The 16068-nt window shown below is 42.9% G+C and carries 11 protein-coding genes; 10 read left to right on the forward strand and 1 reads right to left on the reverse strand.

Annotated features, from left to right (window positions below):
- The first annotated feature begins 51 nt into the window (after positions 1 to 51).
- The 9 genes from treC to recD2 all read left to right on the forward strand — a co-directional run bounded on the left by treC (position 52) and on the right by recD2 (position 11890).
- Positions 52 to 1674 carry an alpha,alpha-phosphotrehalase gene (gene treC / locus F602_RS0101775; RefSeq protein ID WP_018166245.1) on the forward strand — a complete coding sequence of 541 codons (1623 nt, stop codon included), beginning with the start codon at positions 52 to 54 and terminating at the stop codon, positions 1672 to 1674.
- Positions 1675 to 1828: 154 nt separating this feature from the next.
- A complete protein-coding gene (locus F602_RS0101780) occupies positions 1829 to 3871 on the forward strand; it encodes a BglG family transcription antiterminator (protein ID WP_018166246.1) in 2043 nt (680 codons plus the stop codon).
- Between the two features lie 4 nt (positions 3872 to 3875).
- Complete coding sequence (locus tag F602_RS0101785; RefSeq protein WP_018166247.1) at positions 3876 to 4160, forward strand: PTS sugar transporter subunit IIB; 285 nt, start codon at positions 3876 to 3878, stop codon at positions 4158 to 4160.
- Between the two features lie 174 nt (positions 4161 to 4334).
- Entirely contained in the window at positions 4335 to 5681 is a 1347-nt protein-coding gene (locus tag F602_RS0101790; protein ID WP_018166248.1) for a PTS ascorbate transporter subunit IIC, read from the forward strand.
- Positions 5682 to 5683: 2 nt separating this feature from the next.
- The gene (locus tag F602_RS0101795; protein ID WP_018166249.1) at positions 5684 to 6541 is read left to right on the forward strand and encodes a transketolase; all 858 of its coding nucleotides are present in this window, start codon (positions 5684 to 5686) and stop codon (positions 6539 to 6541) included.
- Positions 6538 to 7458, forward strand: a complete 921-nt coding sequence (locus F602_RS0101800) for a transketolase family protein (protein ID WP_018166250.1) — start codon at positions 6538 to 6540, stop codon at positions 7456 to 7458. Before F602_RS0101795 ends, F602_RS0101800 begins: the two co-directional genes overlap by 4 nt.
- A 267-nt stretch (positions 7459 to 7725) precedes the next feature.
- Positions 7726 to 8607, forward strand: coding sequence for a ribonuclease HIII (gene rnhC, locus F602_RS0101805; RefSeq protein ID WP_018166251.1), 882 nt, complete (start codon positions 7726 to 7728; stop codon positions 8605 to 8607).
- Positions 8608 to 8614: 7 nt separating this feature from the next.
- The gene (lepB, locus tag F602_RS0101810; protein WP_018166252.1) at positions 8615 to 9208 is read left to right on the forward strand and encodes a signal peptidase I; all 594 of its coding nucleotides are present in this window, start codon (positions 8615 to 8617) and stop codon (positions 9206 to 9208) included.
- A 309-nt stretch (positions 9209 to 9517) separates the two neighbouring features.
- On the forward strand, positions 9518 to 11890 hold the full coding sequence (gene recD2, locus F602_RS0101815) for an SF1B family DNA helicase RecD2 (protein WP_018166253.1): 2373 nt from the start codon (positions 9518 to 9520) through the stop codon (positions 11888 to 11890).
- A gap of 43 nt (positions 11891 to 11933) precedes the next feature.
- On the opposite strand, the gene dinB is transcribed toward recD2, so the two are convergent.
- Positions 11934 to 13013 (reverse strand): DNA polymerase IV, encoded by a 1080-nt coding sequence (gene dinB / locus F602_RS0101820; protein WP_026183258.1) that lies wholly within the window; start codon positions 13011 to 13013, stop codon positions 11934 to 11936.
- Positions 13014 to 13323: 310 nt separating this feature from the next.
- Between dinB and pflB the strand changes: the two genes are divergently transcribed.
- Positions 13324 to 15663: a formate C-acetyltransferase gene (gene pflB / locus F602_RS0101830; protein WP_018166256.1), complete on the forward strand. Its 2340-nt coding sequence runs from the start codon at positions 13324 to 13326 to the stop codon at positions 15661 to 15663.
- The last annotated feature ends 405 nt before the right edge of the window (positions 15664 to 16068 follow it).

Here is a 16068-nt window from a genome sequence, read left to right on the forward strand (position 1 = left end):
CGCCGGGCTTGTTAGTGTTTTTCCATCATCTATTTTAAAAAAGGAGAAAGAATGACATTTGATAAGAGACAGGTTGTCTACCAAATTTATCCAAAATCCTACAAAGATACAACTGGAAATGGTGTCGGTGACCTCCGTGGTATCATTGAGAAATTGCCCTACTTGCAAGAATTAGGGGTCGATGTCATCTGGCTCAACCCTTTCTATCCTAGCCCACAAAGAGATAATGGCTACGATATTTCTGATTATACGGCAGTCAATCCTCTCTTTGGAACGATGGCAGACTTTGAAGAGCTAACTCAAGCCGCTAAGAAACATGGTATTGAGCTGATGCTAGACATGGTACTCAACCACTGCTCAACTGAGCACGAATGGTTTCAAAAGGCCTTGGCCGGTGATAAATATTATCAAGATTTCTTCATTTTACGTGATCAGCCAACTGACTGGGTATCCAAGTTTGGAGGTAATGCCTGGGCTCCCTTCGGCGATACTGGACTCTATTACCTTCACCTCTTTGATGTCACCCAAGCTGATCTAAACTGGCGTAATCCACATGTCCGCGAAGAGATGTTCAAAGTTGTCAATTTCTGGCGGGAAAAAGGAGTCAAGGGTTTCCGTTTTGATGTGATTAACCTGATTGGTAAAGATGAAGTCTTGGAGGATTGTCCCATTAGCGATGGAAAACCAGCCTACACAGACCGTCCGATCAACCACGATTACCTAAAAATGCTCAACCAAGCAACTTTCGGTCAAGACCAAGGGGGGATGACCGTTGGGGAGATGAGTTTTACAACCATTCCCAACTGTGTCCAATATAGCAACCCTGCTAGTCAAGAATTAGATATGGTCTTCAACTTCCATCACCTTAAAGTGGATTATGAGGATGGCCAAAAATGGACCGTAAAAACCTTTGATTTCGAAGAACTCAAAAATCTGTTTCATACTTGGGGAGAAGGCATGAGTGCTGGCAACGGCTGGTCTGCTCTCTTTTGGAACAATCATGACCAACCACGCGCCCTCAACCGTTTTGTAGATGTCAAAAACTTCCGAGCTGAAGGAGCAACCATGCTGGCTGCAGCTATCCATCTCTCACGTGGTACACCTTATATCTACATGGGTGAGGAAATCGGGATGATTGACCCTGATTTTGAGTCTATGGCAGACTATGTAGATGTTGAATCCATCAATGCCTACCAAGAGTTACTGGCTTCTGGGAAGTCTGAAAAAGAAGCTTTTGCCATCATTCAGGCTAAGTCCCGTGACAATTCCCGAACGCCTATGCAATGGGATGGTAGCGAACATGCTGGTTTCACTACTGGTACACCGTGGCTCAAAGCTGGTCAATCTTATCCAGAAATCAATGTTGAAAAGGAAAAATCTGGCAAGATCTTTCGTTTCTATCAGGAACTCATTGCGCTACGCAAAAACTTACCGCTGATTGCGGAAGGAGACTACCAAGCTGCCTTCCAAGACAATGATAAGGTTTACGCTTTTGAGCGCCAATTAGATGGTCAAAAACTGCTCGTTCTCAACAACTTTTTCTCTCAAGAGGCAACTATCCAGCTCCCAGCTGACTACCAGACTGGTCAGGTGCTCATCAGTAATTATGATGGGGTTGAGCTAGCTGAACACTTGGTTCTAAAACCTTATCAAACTCTGGCAATTGTGCTTTAAAAACTAACTCTGGCAGTTTTCTGTCAGAGTTTTTTTGATTGAGCCCAACGAGTGAAGTTGGAAAGTTTCAACAATTTGGGCTCAATAGGGGCTAGTTTTTTATTTTCCTTTCCGCTACACTAGATTTAAGAAGGAAAAATAGAAGGGAGGATACATGTTCGATCAAAAAACTCTTGTCATACTATTGACCTTACTAAGCGAGCCATCTCTATCACTCTATGCTCTTTCCGTCAAAACTAAGTTGACCATCAAGGAACTTCTAGCACAGGTGGATAGCTTAAATCACTATTTTCAGTCCAAGCAGTTGCCAGAGCTGGTAGTGACCGATGGTTATTATGACCTACCTGAGATGATTCAGCAACAAGCCCAAGATATCATTGAAGAGCTTAAAGAAGAACAGCTCTATCTGACACAGAATGAACGGATTTATCTGATTTATCTCTATACTTTCTGTCGACGAGACTTCGTTTCAAACAACCACTATCAAGATTTTTTGAGAGTCAGCAAAAATACCTCTTTGACTGACATCAAGACCCTACGAGAGCTGATGGAGAGATTTGACTTGATTCTGACCTACACTCGATCCGAAGGCTACTCTATCCAGGGACAGGAAAAAGATAAGCACCGACTAGCTCTTTACGCCATCAGTCAGCTACTGTCCTTGCCGATTGGCTTTTGGGCTCTGCACCATGTTCTATCAGCTTGGGGATATACAGATAAATTTGAAGAAGTCATGAAGCGAACCCAAGAATACTACTTGGCCTTTCAGCTAACTCCCATTCAACATCGCCTAGAAGAATGCCTCTATTTATTGATATTCATTCTTTATCGTTATCATCGTGTCAGCAAATTTGTCAGCCTAGAACACGACATCTTCTCCCCCTCCCTACAATCACTGACAGACATTATCATCCAGGATGTCACAGCTGACCTTTCTTTGATAAGAGCCTTAACAGGAAATGAAAAGTGTTACCTATCTGGTATCTTATCCGGTTGTTTCGAGGGGGATTTAGAGAAAAATGATTCTTATTTTCAGGCTCTGACTAAGGCTGTTATTGAAAAAATGGAGGAAATTTCTCTCCTGAATTTTGAACAACGAGATAAGTTAGAAGAGGGACTCAAGCGCCACCTAATCCCAGCTTATTTCCGGCTAAAATACCGCTTATTCAGTACCAATGTTTATACAGAACAGATAAAGGAAAATTATCCCGATTTATTTGACTTGGTACAAAGAGCCTTACAACCCTTAGAAAATGAACTTGGCTACCCTATCCCAGATGCTGAAATTTCCTACTTTGTAGTCCATTTTGGCGGCTACCTGCACCAGCAACCGCAAACCAAGCTCCCTTATCGAGCTGTCATTATTTGTCCTAATGGCGTTAGTTCTTCCCTCATTATCAAAGAAGACCTGAAAAAACTATTTCCAAAGATTGCTTTTAGCCACACCACTAGGTTGGAGCAACTCAAGGCTTTAGATGAAGCCACTTACGATCTCATCTTCTCTACTGTAGAAATTGAGTCTCAAAAACCTACTTATCCAGTCTCGGTTCTTATGACTGAGGAACAGGCGCAGAGCCTAACAGATTTGGTGATTCAGGATTTTCCAGATATTTGCGGAGATCTCATCATGTTGGAAAAAATGATGGAAACAATCAAAAAATACAGTAATGTGACGCAAGAAAACGCACTACGGAGTGCTTTGCGGAACTTATTATTAGAGAATAAGAAAAATAGAAAGGAAGTGAAGCCCTTGTTACATGAATTGATTACAGAGGCTACATATCAGACCTGTTCTGAGAAACTAGATTGGAAGTCTGCTATCCGCTTGGCAGCACAACCACTCCTGACTTCAGGACAAATTGAGCCTAGCTATCCAGAAGCCATGATTGCAAAAGTGGAGGAGTTTGGTCCTTTTATCGACCTAGGCAAAGGGATTGCGATTCCCCACGCACGACCAGAAGATGGAGTTAACCAAGTCGGCATGTCGATGCTGGTTTTGGAACATCCCATCTACTTACTGGATGACCCCAAACATGAAATATACTTGTTAATGTGCATCGCAGCCATTGACAATGAAACCCATCTCAAGGCCCTGTCTCATTTGACAACTATCTTGAGAGAGGATGCAAATGTCAAAAACCTTTTAGCATCCCGGTCTTATTCAGAAATCAAAAATATTATTCAACAGGAGGCGTAATCTTATGTTACGAATTGGTGCAGCATGTGGTTCCGGTTTAGGATCCAGTTTTATGGTTCAAATGAATATTGAATCCATTTTGAGAGATTTAGGTGTTTCGGATGTCGAAGTGGAGCACTATGATTTAGGTGGTGCAACAGCCAGCGATGCTGATGTCTGGATTGTCGGCCGTGATTTGGCAGATTCTGCTAGTCACCTTGGTGATGTTCGTCCGCTCAATAGCATTATTGATATGGATGAATTGAGAGAAGTTGTGACAGCTATCTGTCAGGAAAAAGAATTGTTATAGTTTTTGTTGAAATAGATTGAAATACAAGTCTGTCATCATTCATCTTAACAAATAAACTGCCCTGAGCTCTCTGTCAAAAGAAAGAACTCTCCTAAACGGAAGAATCTTCCTTGAGTTTCTCATCTTGCTTTGAGTTTTATGGGCTCTGTATCATCATTAAAAGGAGAATATATTATGTTAGATTTCTTAATTGATATCGCCAAGACTCCAGCTATTTTGGTAGCCTTGATTGCGATTTTAGGATTAGCTCTGCAGAAAAAATCTGCATCTGATTTGGTCAAAGGTGGTTTAAAAACCTTTGTTGGTTTTCTGGTTGTGGGCGGTGGAGCGACCTTGCTCTTGACAGCTCTGAACCCCTTTGGTCAAATGTTTGAAGTAGCCTTCAACTTGAAAGGAGTTGTTCCAAACAACGAAGCGATTGTTGCTTTGGCCTTAAACGAGTATGGAACAGCGACTTCCCTCATTATGTTGGTCGGTATGGCCTTCAACATTCTGATTGCGCGATTCACCAAATTTAAATACATTTTCTTAACAGGCCATCACACCCTTTATATGGCATGTATGATTGCAGTTATCCTGTCTGTCGCTGGCTTTACTTCCGCAGGCTTGATTGTCATGGGTGGTTTAGCACTTGGGATTATCATGACATTATCACCAGCCTTTGTCCAAAAATACATGATTCAATTGACTGGAAATGATAAAGTTGCCCTCGGTCACTTCAGTGCTCTAGGCTACTGGCTCAGTGGTTTTGTCGGCAGTCTGGTGGGTGACAAATCAAAATCAACAGAAGACATCAAATTCCCTAAAGGATTGGCCTTTCTACGTGACTCAACTGTCAGCATTGCCATCTCTATGTCCATCATCTACATCATTGTAGCTATCTTTGCTGGTCCAGAGTATATTGAAAAAGAACTAAGCGGTGGCACCAATAGTATGGTCTATGCCCTTCAACTCGGTGGTACTTTTGCCGGAGGTGTCTTTGTTATCCTATCTGGTGTCCGTCTTATCTTGGCGGAAATCGTACCAGCCTTCAAAGGTATTTCTGAAAAACTAGTTCCTAATTCAAAACCAGCTTTGGACTGTCCAATCGTTTATCCATATGCTCCAAATGCTGTATTGATTGGCTTCATTTCAAGCTTTATCGGTGGTTTGGTCAGCATGGCTATCATGATTGCAACTGGTGGCGTGGTCATCCTTCCTGGCGTTGTTCCTCACTTCTTCTGTGGTGCAACAGCTGGTGTCATGGGGAATGCATCAGGTGGTATCCGTGGCTCTATCGTCGGTGCCTTTATGCAAGGTGTTCTCATCAGCTTCCTACCAGTTTTCTTGCTTCCAGTTCTTGGAAACCTCGGTTTTGCTGGCTCTACCTTCTCAGATGCTGACTTCGGTCTTTCTGGTATCTTCCTTGGTCTTCTTGCCAAGAATGGTGGTGTCATGACCGTTTCCATCGGTATCTTTGTCGTATTGGCTGGTATGTTCGCTCTCACAATCTTTGGAAAAAAAGAGTCTAAGGAGGGTTAGTGATGCCCCTTACTGAACTCGAGTTACAAGAAATAAAGAACTTTGCTAGAGACATCCGTATCAATACACTTGAAACCCTTAATCAACTGGGTTTTGGTCACTATGGCGGTAGCCTATCCATAGTTGAGACGCTAGCGGTTTTATATGGAAAACTTATGCCTATGACGCCCGAAGTCTTTTCCCAAAAGGAGAGAGACTACTTTGTCCTCTCCAAAGGGCACGCAGGGCCAACCCTTTACAGTACCTTGCATTTACAGGGTTTCTTCGATAAGGATTTTCTCCATTCTCTCAACAAAAATGGAACTGGACTTCCATCCCATCCAGACCGCAATCTGACTCCCGGTGTCGATATGACAACTGGATCGTTAGGTCAAGGCATCAGTGTTGCAACTGGCATTGCCTACGGTCAAAGTATAGACAATTCTCCATACTACACTTATGCTATCGTGGGAGATGGGGAATTAAATGAAGGCCAGTGTTGGGAAGCTTTCCAATTTGCTGCCCACCAGAAATTATCTAATCTCATCGTTTTTATCGATGACAATAAGAAACAACTAGACGGCACCACTGCTCAAATCTGCCAGACGCAAGATTTTCTTGAAAAAATGCAGGCCTTTGGGTTTGACGGACTTCGTGTCAAAGGAGACGACATTGTAGCTATCTATGATGCTGTTTTATCCCTACAAAACGCGGGCTCTGACAAACCAAAAGTAATTGTGTTGGATACGATTAAAGGACAAGGCGTTCCGTTCCTAGAAACCATGGAGGCCAATCACCACTTGCGACTAGATGCAGAAATGCGTCAGAAACTAGAAAAAGCTGTTGAACTGTTGAAATCGGAAAAGGAGGAACTCTTATGACAGCAAAAGAAATGCGTTTAGTCTATCGAGACTTCCTTGCCGAACATAGCTCAGCAGAGGAGAAATTGGTAGTTCTCGAAGCAGATCTTTCAAGCTCCATGGCAACCAACAAGCTAGCTGACCAATATGGAAAACGCTATGTCAACCTTGGTATTATGGAAGCTGAGATGATGGGAGCTGCCGCTGGATTATCCATTCTGGGATACAAACCCTATATCCATACCTTTGGCCCCTTTGCCAGTCGCCGGGTATTTGACCAAGTTTTCCTCTCACTGGGTTATGCCAAGTTAAATGCTACCATTATCGGTTCTGATGCAGGAGTCTCTGCAGAAATGAACGGTGGAACTCACATGCCCTTTGAAGATTTAGGGCTGATGCGTCTTATCCCACAAGCAACCATTTTTGAAGTCAGTGATGATCCCCAGTTCAAGGCTGTCCTGGAACAAACCTTGGAGATAAAAGGTTTGACCTATATCCGTACTATCCGAAAAGCCCCTGAGCGTATCTACTCAGAAAACCATGACTTTTCCAAAGGCTACTGCCAATTGCGCGATGGCCAAGACGGTGTCATCCTTGCTTCTGGTATCATGGTAGCTGAAGCTCTAAAAGCAGCTGAACTATTAGCTAAAGATGGGATCTCAGTAGGAGTTATAGATGTTTTCCGCATCAAACCGTTAGCAGAAGAATTAAAAAATGTGCTAGCAGGAAAACCCATTGTCACAGCTGAAAATCACAATCAAAGTGGAGGACTAGGCAGTGCCATCACTGAGTTGCTCAGCGAAGAAAACAAGACTCCAATCCGTCGTATCGGAGTCAAGGAACGATTTGGCCAAGTAGGGCAAATGGCCTATCTCATGGAAGAATACGGCTTGACAGCAGCCCATATTGCTAAAGAAACACTAAATTTTCTAAAATAAACAACGAAAGAGGTTTGCAAAAACCTCTTTTCATTTTCGTAACAAGGGTAAGGCTAACTTTCTTTGAGTATGTGGGAAGGTAGTACTGACAGATATATCTTGAGTTATCAAAATGGCGATAACGTCTTATTTTCACATGTTCTCTCTCATCTTTTCTATATCTCTTTTCCTATAAAATTTTTGTTTTTAAGCATAGAAAATTGTTTCTCTATCTTTAAAACCAGACTCCAGAAAGGTTTTTTTCTTATTTTGTGCTACAATAAAAGAATGACAAGTATTGTGTTACATCTCAACGAACAAGAGCGAAAGCAAGTCAAACAGACATTTGCCAATTTCTCCCAGACTAGCAAAAATCCTTATGTTGAAGCCTTTTTCAAACCAGAAGGAGCGAGCATTACCATCTATTCTTCGGGTAAGGTGCTATTCCAAGGAGAAAAGGCAGCAAGCTACGCCCAAAAATGGGGACATCAGACTAGCACCCAAGCGACTATCCAGCAAAATGTACCCATGATTGGAAGTGATGAGGTTGGAAACGGATCCTACTTTGGTGGTCTTGCGGTGGTTGCTAGCTTTGTTACACCTGCAGACCATGCCTTCCTCAAGGACCTAGGAGTGGATGACTCCAAAAAAATGACGGACCAAAAAATCCGACAAATCACCCCGCTCCTAAAAGAAAACATTCCCCATCAGGCTTTGTTCTTGACACCTAAAAAATACAACCAAGTCATCAGTCAGGGCTACAATGCTGTTTCGGTCAAGGTAGCTCTTCATAATCAGGCTATTTTCCTGCTCTTGCAAAAAGGAGTCCAGGCTCAGCAAATTGTCATCGACGCCTTTACCAGCACTAAAAATTATGACAAATATGCCCGTCAGGAAAACAATCAAGTAACCCAAAACATCACACTGGTTGAGAAGGCCGAGAGCAAGTATTTGGCCGTGGCTGTCTCTTCTATCATGGCTCGCTCGCTCTTTCTGGACAACCTAGACGAGCTGAGCCAGGCTGTAGGAGTGACCCTTCCTTCAGGTGCTGGCCACAAGTCAGATGTGATTGCTAGCCAGATTTTACAACAACAGGGCATGACAGGCTTGGAAAAAACAGCCAAGCTCCACTTTGCCAATACCAAAAAAGCACAAAAACTCCTAGAGTGAGGTTATTATGAAAGCATTTATCAAAGAATGGGGACTTTTTACCCTCATTGTCGTCATCATCATCATCTCCCGTTGGCTGATTTGGAGTCCTGTGACCGTTGATGGTCATTCCATGGACCCCACTCTGCAAGATAAAGAGCATCTCATCATGTACAGGACCAAAGACATCCAGAGATTTGACATCGTAGTTGCCGGAGAATCTGATGGTTCGGGCAAGGACAAACTCATTGTCAAACGGGTAATTGGCATGCCAGGGGATACCATTCGTTTTGACAATGATATCCTCTATGTTAACGATAAACAGATGGATGAGCCTTACTTAAAAGAGTACTTGGAAGCCTTTGCCAAGGATAAGCTCCAGGCCATCTACTCATATAATGCCCAATTTCAGGCTAGAGCTCAAGTTTCAACAGCCTTCACTGTGGATACTAATTTCCAACCGTCCTTTACCGTGACTGTACCTGAAGGACACTACTACTTATTAGGAGATGACCGCATCGTCTCTCAGGATAGCCGCGCAGTCGGCAGCTTTGCAAAAGAGAATATCAAGGGGAAAATTGTCTTGCGGATGTGGCCCCTTAACCGCATCACTCGGTTTTAGAAAAAAGTAGGGAGTGGGAAAGGAGGGGTTGTACTATCCCAACTTCCACTCTCTTTGTATCTCCAAAAATGAATACCGATTGTTCTTTTTAAGCTACATATAGACTGACTGAAAATATGGAGCCTGCTTGTGTCAAAAGATACAGCAACCCTCCTTATTTTCACTAGGTCTGCTAAACGCCCTTTATATCTTGACAAATCGAATACGGGCTACGGACTAACTGAAAATATGGAGCCTGCTTGTGTCAAAAGACACAGCGCTACTCCTTATTTTCACTGGGTCCGCTAAACGCCCTTTATATCTTATATTATGACTGAACTTTTTTTTACTGGAACGATTGAGCGGGTAATCTTTGAAAATCCTGCTAATTTTTACAAAATATTACTGCTAGAAATTGATGAAACCAATGCTGACTTCGAAGACTATGAAGTCATCGTAACAGGAACCATCGCAGATGTCATCGAAGGAGAAGACTACTGTTTTTATGGTCAGTTAGTAACCCATCCCAAATATGGCCAACAATTGCAAGTCAGCCGGTATGAGCGTAGCAAGCCCACTTCTGCTGGTCTCATCAAGTATTTTTCTAGTGAGCATTTCAAGGGGATTGGCCGCAAAACAGCCGAAAAGATTGTCGAACTTTATGGCGAAAATACCATTGACCATATTCTGGCTGAACCTGAAAAACTATCTACCATTCGAGGCCTTTCTGCTAAAAATCGCCAACTTTTTTTAGAAACCCTACGTATCAATTATGGAACAGAAATGATTTTGGCTAAGCTGGCAGAATATGGAATCCCCAATAAACTAGCCTTCCAAATCCAAGATACCTACAAGGAAAAGACCTTGACCACCATAGAGGAAAATCCTTATCAACTCGTTGAAGATATTCAGGGAATGGGCTTTATCATTGCGGATAAAATCGCAGACAATCTCGGTATAAACAGCCATGCCCCTCAACGCTTTCGCGCGGGTATCCTCTACAGTCTCCTCCAACAATCTCTGGAAACTGGAGATACTTATATTGAAGCCAGAGACTTACTGGAAGCTACCCTGACTGTCCTAGAACAGGCCCGACCGGTCGAACTAGATCCCGCCGCAGTCGCTCAAGAATTAACCGGCTTGATTGCTGATGGTAAATTGCAACAAATTGGCACTAAAATCTTTGATAATAGCCTCTACTTTGCCGAAGAAGGCATCAAAAAAAGCCTGACTAGGCTGCTAAACAAACACACCCTCAAACCCTTTGAACGTTCTGTCATTGATGAGGCCATTTCTCATTTGGAACAGGAGTCTGGCATCCATTATGATTCGATTCAAAAAGAAGCTATCGTTCAAGCCATCAATAATCCTCTCTTTATTCTAACAGGCGGGCCAGGTACAGGAAAGACCACTGTCATCAATGGTATTATCGCTGTGTATGCTCTCCTCCACAAACTCAATTTGACCAAGGTAACAGGAGACAGCCCTATTTTACTGGCTGCACCAACAGGACGGGCTGCCCGTCGTATGAACGAATTGACAGGACTTCCAAGTGCCACTATTCACCGCCATCTAGGCTTGACTGAAGGACAAAACGAGAGTTTTAGGGAAGATTATCTCGATGCTGACTTGATTATTATTGATGAGTTTTCCATGGTCGATACTTGGTTGGCCCATCAACTGTTCCAAAACATCTCCTCCAACAGTCAAGTTCTCATCGTTGGAGATGCTGAGCAACTCCCTTCCGTTAGCCCTGGCCAAGTTCTCGCTGATCTCTTAAAAATTCCAAGCTTGCCCAACATTACTCTAGAAAAAATCTATCGGCAATCCGAAGACTCAACCATCGTTCATCTGGCTAGCCATATCCGACAGGGATTTCTTCCAGATGATTTCCGAGAAAAGAAAGCTGACCGCTCCTATTTTGAAGCTCAGAATGAACAAATCCCCGCTATGGTGGAACGCATCGTATCTGCTGCGATTGCCTCAGGTATCCCAGCAGACCAAGTTCAAATCCTAGCTCCCATGTACCGCGGCCTAGCTGGCATCGATCAACTCAACAAACTCACTCAAGAACTCCTCAATCCGCTAGAAAGTGGCGAAATCGAATTTCCCTATAACGACCAGATTTTCCGACAAGGGGATCGCGTCATCCATCTGGTCAATGATACTGAAAGCAATGTCTTTAATGGCGATTTAGGCTATATCAGCGATCTCCTACCTGCCAAATACAGCGACTCTAAGCAAGATGAGCTCACCATCCATTTTGAGGGTGGAGAAATCACCTATCCGCGAAACGAATGGTACAAAATCACCCTGGCCTATGCCATGTCTATTCACAAATCTCAGGGTAGCGAATTCCAAGTGGTCATTCTCCCTATTACCCACTCTAGCCAACGGATGCTCCAGCGTAATCTCATTTACACTGCCATCACCCGCTCGAAAAGCAAGTTGATTTTACTGGGACAGCTATCCGCCTTTGACCAGGCTGTCAAAAATGCTGGAACAGCGCGCAAGACCTACCTAGTGGAGCGCTTTATTCCTCAGATGACTGAGACAACTCCAGATAATCCACAACCTGACCAAGTCAGTCAACCAGTCGAATCATCCAATTACATCCTAACTCCCCAAAACTTCCAGACCATTGAGCCTATGATCGGTTTAACTGATGAGGACATCCAAATTTTTTTCAAAACTACACAATAAAAACCATCATCAAAGTATTGTCACTTTGGTAATGGTTTTTTAATTATTTCAATAGCTTCTCTTCTAAATTTGTCAGTGTGATACCCAGCAGACGGATACCCTTACTCAAGTCACCGACTGCATCAAAGATGTCCTCTGCAGTCCGTAAAATTAGTTTCTCTTCATCTGTCGGAAACTCTAGGGTTCGACGTTTGGTAAGGGTCGTAAAGTCAGCATAGCGGACCTTAACGACAATGGTCTTGCTGACCTTGCGATGCTTTTCTAGACCATTTGTGACTTTTTCAGCCAAGATAGCCAGCTCTTTTTGCACATCTTCTGTCCGGTAGAGTAGCTTGCTGTAAGTCCTCTCCTTGCCAATAGATTTGCGAACCCGATGTGTTTTTACAGGCGAGTTGGAAATGCCTCTAGCTCGTCTATAGAGATCATAACCAAAACGCCCAAAGAGGTCAATCAAGGTCATTTCAGGTATTTCCAGCAAGTCTGCTCCCGTGTAAACCCCCATATCATGTAGCCTTTGAACCGATTTCTTGCCGACTCCGTAAAATTTTTCAACAGGAAGCTTCGACAGGACACTGATAGCTTGGTCTGGCAAAATGACCGTCAAACCATGTGGTTTTTCCATATCAGAGGCAATTTTGGCTAAAAACTTATTATATGAAACCCCGGCAGAGGCGGTCAGACCAAGCTCTTGCCAGATATCATACTGGATAAGTTTGGCAATCTTGACAGCTGACACAATACCCAGTTTATTTTCCGTCACATCTAAATAGGCCTCGTCGATGGACATTGGCTCCACAAAATCTGTATAACGATGAAAAATCTCCCGCACCTGCCGACCAACTTCCTGGTATTTATCATAGTTGCCTGAGATAAAGATTCCCTGGGGACAACGCTCATAGGCCTCCTTGGAAGACATGGCCGAATGAACCCCAAACGCTCTCGCTTCATAGGAACAGGTTGCAACCACCCCACGCCCTCCAGATTGCCTCGGATCTTTAGCAATGATGACTGGTTTTCCCTTCAAGTCTGGGTTGTCCCGCACTTCAATGGCAGCAAAAAAAGCATCCATATCAATGTGGATAATTTTTCTTGATGTATCATTGATAAGAGGGAAAATGAGCACAACAGCCTCCTTGGTTTTATTTTTATGCATTAGTTCATTATATCACATTCTCTCCCTTTTCACCCCATTTCTGACCCATTCAACGCTCTTTGGGAAACCCTTTCTTTTTGTTATTTCTCTTCTGACATCTTCCAAAAACCTTGTAATAAAGCCTGAAACAGCTGTGATTTTTCTCACAATTCTCATGTAAATATTTTCACAATTTTTCATATATTTTCAAGCTTTTTGCGGTTGTAAATCGCTTTCCATCATGTTATAATATATACATAAGTGCATCTTTGATGCATAACTTTTAATAAGGAGAAATCTCATGTCAACAAAAGTTAAAACAAAAAATGTAACTGAAGACATTTTCGCCAAAGCTTGGGAAGGTTTTGCCGGCACAGATTGGCAAGAAAAAGCAAGCGTGACTCGCTTCGTACAAGCAAACTACACACCATATGATGGTGATGAAAGCTTTCTAGCTGGTCCAACTGAGCGCTCTCTTCATATCAAAAAGATTATTGAAGAAACAAAAGCGCACTATGAAGACACTCGTTTCCCTATGGACATCGATCGTGCAACTTCCATCGCAGATATCCCAGCAGGTTACATTGACCAAGAAAATGAATTAATTTTTGGTATCCAAAATGATGAGTTGTTCAAGTTGAACTTCATGCCTCGTGGTGGCATCCGTATGGCTGAAACAACTTTGGTTGAAAACGGATACACCCCAGACCCTCTTCTCCACGAAATCTATACTAAACATGCGACAACTGTAAATGATGGTATTTTCCGTGCCTATACTTCCAATATCCGTCGCGCGCGCCACTCTCACCACGTTTCTGGTCTACCAGATGCCTACTCACGTGGCCGTATCATCGGTATGTACGCTCGTCTTGCCCTTTACGGAGCTGACTACTTGATGGAAGAAAAAGTAAAAGACTGGAATGCTATCGTTGCGATTGACGAAGAAACAATCCGTCTTCGCGAAGAAGTCAACTTGCAATATCAAGCTCTTCAACAAGTGGTACGCCTTGGTGATCACTATGGTGTGGATGTTCGTCGCCCAGCCTTGAATACTAAAGAAGCTATCCAATGGGTAAATATTGCCTTTATGGCTGTCTGCCGTGTCATCAACGGTGCTGCGACTTCTCTTGGTCGTGTGCCAATCGTACTTGATATCTATGCAGAACGTGACTTGGCTCGTGGTACTTTCACAGAATCTGAAATCCAAGAATTCGTTGATGACTTCGTATTGAAACTCCGTACAGTGAAATTCGCTCGTACAAAATCCTTCGACGAAATCTACTCTGGAGACCCAACTTTCTTGACAACATCCATGGCTGGTATGGGAAATGATGGCCGCCACCGTGTTACTAAGATGGACTACCGTTTCTTGAACACCTTGGATAATATCGGTAACTCCCCAGAGCCAAACTTGACTGTTCTTTGGTCTGATAAGCTTCCATATGCTTTCCGTCGCTACTGTATGGCAATGAGCCACAAACACTCTTCTATCCAGTATGAAGGTGTGACAACCATGGCTAAGGACGGTTACGGCGAGATGTCTTGTATTTCTTGTTGTGTGTCACCACTGGACCCTGAAAGTGAAGACAAACGTCACAACATCCAGTACTTCGGTGCACGTGTCAACGTTCTGAAAGGTCTCCTTTCAAGTTGGAATGGTGGTTATGATGATGTCCACAAAGATTACAAAGTGTTTGATGGTGTAGAACCTGATACCTCTGAAATCTTTGACTATGACAAAGTTATCAAGAACTTTGAAATCGCCCTTGATTGGTTGACTGATACTTATGTAGATGCCATGAACATCATTCACTTCATGACAGATAAGTACAACTACGAAGCAGTACAAATGGCCTTCTTGCCAACTCATCTTCGTGCTAACATGGGCTTCGGTATCTGTGGATTTGCAAATACTGTTGACTCATTATCAGCTATCAAGTACGCTCAAGTAAAACCAATCCGTGACGAAGATGGCTTCATCTACGACTACGAAGTAACTGGTGACTTCCCACGATATGGTGAAGACGATGACCGTGTAGATGATATTGCAAAATGGCTCATGGAAGCATTCTTCACTCGTTTGAACAGACACAAACTCTACAAGAATGCTGAAGCAACTGTGTCTATCTTGACAATTACATCAAACGTTGCTTACTCTAAGCAAACAGCTAACTCTCCAGTTCACCGTGGTGTCTTCCTCAACGAAGATGGCTCAGTCAATACTAGCAAAGTTGAATTCTTCCCACCAGGTGCCAACCCAACCTCTAAATCACGCGGTGGTTGGTTGCAAAACCTCAACTCCTTGTCTAAGCTCAACTTTAAACATGCTAACGATGGTATCTCACTCACAACTCAAGTTTCACCAAAAGCTCTTGGTAAAACATTTGATGAGCAAGTGAATAACCTTGTGACTATCCTTGACGGTTACTTTGAACAAGGTGGTCAGCATGTCAACTTGAACGTCATGGACTTGAATGATGTCTATGAAAAAATCATGAGTGGTGAAGATGTTATTGTTCGTATCTCAGGCTACTGTGTCAATACCAAGTACCTCACCAAAGAACAAAAAACTGAGTTGACACAACGTGTCTTCCACGAAGTTCTCTCCTTGGATGATTCAGTTCCAGAATTGATTAAATAAGCATTCTAAAAGAAGAAGTTGATTGACTTCTTCTTTTTTTGTTTTTTACATACTCCTAATTACTATTTTTTAAATATGCAGCTAGTTGTATCTCTTCGAACAGTTTATCCCCCATGTATTTACTACCTCTTCTTCTATAGTGGAGAGGGATTATCCAGATAGATTCGGATAGGCTCTAGTTTTTGAAGTAAATAACTGCTATTGGCCAAGAGTGAACAAAACTTATCTAGCTATCCTTCTTAAGACCAATGTACTATAAGTCATAACCACCTGTGAAAACGGGTGGCTTGTACACCGGCTATAAGCCGTTCATCTCCAGCGGCGCCTAAAGACGCTCGCTGAACTTCGTTCAGGTTATGCTTTCATTACTTGACTGATGCCCGTAACAACGGGCTTTTATCTTGT

It is taken from the genome of Streptococcus minor DSM 17118 (genome assembly GCF_000377005.1).
Taxonomy (GTDB): Bacteria; Bacillota; Bacilli; order Lactobacillales; family Streptococcaceae; genus Streptococcus; species Streptococcus minor.